Consider the following 2491-nt stretch of genomic DNA (forward strand, 5'->3'; position numbering starts at 1 on the left):
AATCAAAATGCGGTGCCCCATCTCCGCAAGCGCCGCCAAGGTGTTCTGGGACGTCGTCGATTTGCCGATGCCCCCTTTGCCGTAAAAAGCTATCTGACGTAGTGACATCTTCGTCTCCTGTTGCGCGATGCCGGCCAGCCCTCACGTTCAATTCGTGGGTCTGGTTTTGCGCCTGACCGGGAGCATTCCTTCCCTCGCGCACCGGCGCGGCTTTAGGGTCCGATCGTTTTGCGCCAGTCACTTCGCAAGGCGCATGCCAGCGGCGTCATGAATATTAATACCATGAATTCAATAGCTTGCTGTTGTTGATCGACGTGTCTGGAGATGTTTGAAAGTTGACGTTGGTTGACATGCGGGGCGACAGGAAATTTTTTGTGCGGCTTGGAGAACCGCGGATGTGGCGGAATGCCGCGGTAGGCGCAGTGACTCAGGCGTCTTGGGACGTATCGGTCAGGAGATGGGTTCGCCGTTAACGCGGCGGCGCACGGTCTCGGCGACGATTGGGTCTGAATCATTGAGCATAGGCTCGAGTTCCTCGGCAGAGAGCCGCGACGCGAGGTAGTGACGCACGCGCCAATCCGGATCTTGGCGAAGAGACGTCAATTGTTCGTCCGTCATCCGCTGTGCCGCTTCGAGTCGAACGTCGGCCAGCGGATCAAGCGCCATTCGACCCAGCCATTGCGCGTCGATGCGTTGCGCTACAATTCGCCGCACCTCAACTTCCGGGTCATCGACCATCCATATAAGCAATGGAGGATCAAGTTTGCGCGCAACGACGATACGGACGTAGTAGTCTGAATCCTTCATCATCGGCAGTAGATCGGCTCCCTCGAGGAGCGTTGCGACACGAATGCGCACCTCCCGGTGAGGGTCATTACGAAGCTCCAAACGGTAACGCGAAGGAAGGCGGCGCACGGCCTCCCAGCGAACGGTCTCGTCAGGATCGTTCAACATCGCCGGGAGGAGGAACGGATTGGCAAATTTGGCGGCAATCGCTCGAACTTCAAAATGCGGATGCGCGAGATGTTCGTCGGCTAATTCTGGATTCCAATCAAAAAATCGATCGATGCGGCGAGCGTAACGATCCTGTACACAAGCTTTACGCAATTCACACCGCTGAGCAGCAAGCAAGTTCCTGTGATTACAGGCGTCGCAGTCAACATGTCGACCCTGATAGTCGCGCGCCTCGTCGATGTCAGTCATCATCGCCCACGCCAATCCGGTCGAGAACGCCAAGCAACACCTTCGCGCCAATTTTGTCTGTGGGATCGAGTTCGAGAAGTTTCATCACGGCTTCGCGACTTTCTTCGATCTCGCCCAAGCGCATTTTTAGGTAAGCGTAACCCTTCAAGGTAAAAAGGTAAAAGCGCGGCAGGATTGCTTCATAACTATTAAAAGTCGCGTCATCTTTAGTGACAAGACGCCACTCTATTGAGAAATTATTCTCGCGCGCTGCCTTTATAAGGCAGCGTTCAGCAATTTTTAGCGCCTCCTGTATACGTCCCTTGTAGAAATAGAAGCGATAAAAACCGATCAACACCGCGGCGTGATCTGGCGCGTGCGTTTCCGCTTGCCGCAAATATTCCTCCGCGGCTTCGGAATCCGCATAGACTTCCGACGCACGCCAAAGACAAATTTCGGCTTCTTCCGGCAGGCCTCCGCCAAGAATGGCCTCGGCGAGAAAATTCTTGTCGCCGAGGCCTGTTTGGACATCCTCGAAATTCGTCATCCGAGTTTGCCTTTAACTCAGTGCGTGTGCTCCACGAACGTCGCCGCAGAGCTTGAGCAAGAGCCGCCCGTGCTTTTTGGATCGTGAAATTTCAGACCGCCGCCCGTCGCGGACTCGGCGAAATCGATCGTCACGCCATCAAGCAGAAGGCGACTTTGCGCGGGCAGGTAAAATTTCAGCCCGTCGACGACAAACTCCTGGTCGCCGGCGCGTAGCTCGCCTTCGACCTCGAATTCGGCCGACATGCCAGAGCATCCGCCGGGTGACACGAGCAAGCGGAAGCCGCCAGTCGGATTCACGCTGAACTGAATCATCCGCCGCACGAACTTATGCGCGGCGGGGGTCAGTGTAAATTTCATAAACCTCTCCTTACGCCGGCGGCTGATAACGCGGATAGGAATTGTCAATCACGCAAGTGTTATCGACAGGGCAAACGGCGGCGCATTGCGGCGCGTCGAAATGACCGATGCATTCGGTGCATTTCTTTGGATCGATGACGAACGTTCCGTTTTTTTCCGTGATCGCGACGTTGGGGCATTCGGGTTCGCATGCCGAACAACTCGTGCATTGCGAGGCGATGATCTTCAAGGCCATTTTGTCGTTCTCCTGAACCTACTGAGCTTTTCGATGTTTATGCGCGCTACGCGGCGTTGATGAGAGCGCCTTGTCGGATTTCGGCGTCGCCGCGCTGGACGTGTTCGATTTCGCCGGCGTTGACCTTGTCGAGATAGGCCTTGAACCAGGCGATCGCCGACTTCTCGA

General features: G+C 55.7%; 5 protein-coding genes. All 5 read right to left on the bottom strand.

Annotation, left to right across the window (positions count from 1 at the left end):
- A partial coding sequence (locus FEV16_RS16710; RefSeq protein WP_281404864.1) for an ArsA-related P-loop ATPase occupies positions 1-108 on the bottom strand: 108 nt, incomplete at its 3' end.
- A gap of 342 nt (positions 109-450) precedes the next feature.
- A complete protein-coding gene (locus tag FEV16_RS16715; protein ID WP_138168738.1) occupies positions 451-1206 on the bottom strand; it encodes a 4Fe4S-binding leucine-rich repeat protein in 756 nt (251 codons plus the stop codon).
- The gene (locus tag FEV16_RS16720) at positions 1196-1729 is read right to left on the bottom strand and encodes a tetratricopeptide repeat protein (protein WP_138168739.1); all 534 of its coding nucleotides are present in this window, start codon (positions 1727-1729) and stop codon (positions 1196-1198) included. The genes FEV16_RS16715 and FEV16_RS16720 overlap by 11 nt, the downstream gene beginning before the upstream one ends.
- A 17-nt stretch (positions 1730-1746) precedes the next feature.
- Positions 1747-2088, bottom strand: coding sequence for an iron-sulfur cluster assembly accessory protein (locus FEV16_RS16725; RefSeq protein WP_138168740.1), 342 nt, complete (start codon positions 2086-2088; stop codon positions 1747-1749).
- A gap of 10 nt (positions 2089-2098) precedes the next feature.
- A complete protein-coding gene (locus tag FEV16_RS16730; protein ID WP_138168741.1) occupies positions 2099-2323 on the bottom strand; it encodes a 4Fe-4S binding protein in 225 nt (74 codons plus the stop codon).
- Positions 2324-2491 lie beyond the last annotated feature (168 nt).

The sequence above is a fragment of the Methylocystis sp. B8 genome, assembly GCF_005771425.1.
In the GTDB taxonomy this organism is placed as follows: domain Bacteria; phylum Pseudomonadota; class Alphaproteobacteria; order Rhizobiales; family Beijerinckiaceae; genus Methylocystis.

What these genes read in the sequence shown, in the direction of transcription:
- FEV16_RS16715 (WP_138168738.1), bottom strand. Translation starts at nt 1,206, where the DNA reads ATGATGACTGACATCGACGAGGCGCGCGACTATCAGGGTCGACATGTT.
- FEV16_RS16720 (WP_138168739.1), bottom strand. Translation starts at nt 1,729, where the DNA reads ATGACGAATTTCGAGGATGTCCAAACAGGCCTCGGCGACAAGAATTTT.
- FEV16_RS16725 (WP_138168740.1), bottom strand. Translation starts at nt 2,088, where the DNA reads ATGAAATTTACACTGACCCCCGCCGCGCATAAGTTCGTGCGGCGGATG.
- FEV16_RS16730 (WP_138168741.1), bottom strand. Translation starts at nt 2,323, where the DNA reads ATGGCCTTGAAGATCATCGCCTCGCAATGCACGAGTTGTTCGGCATGC.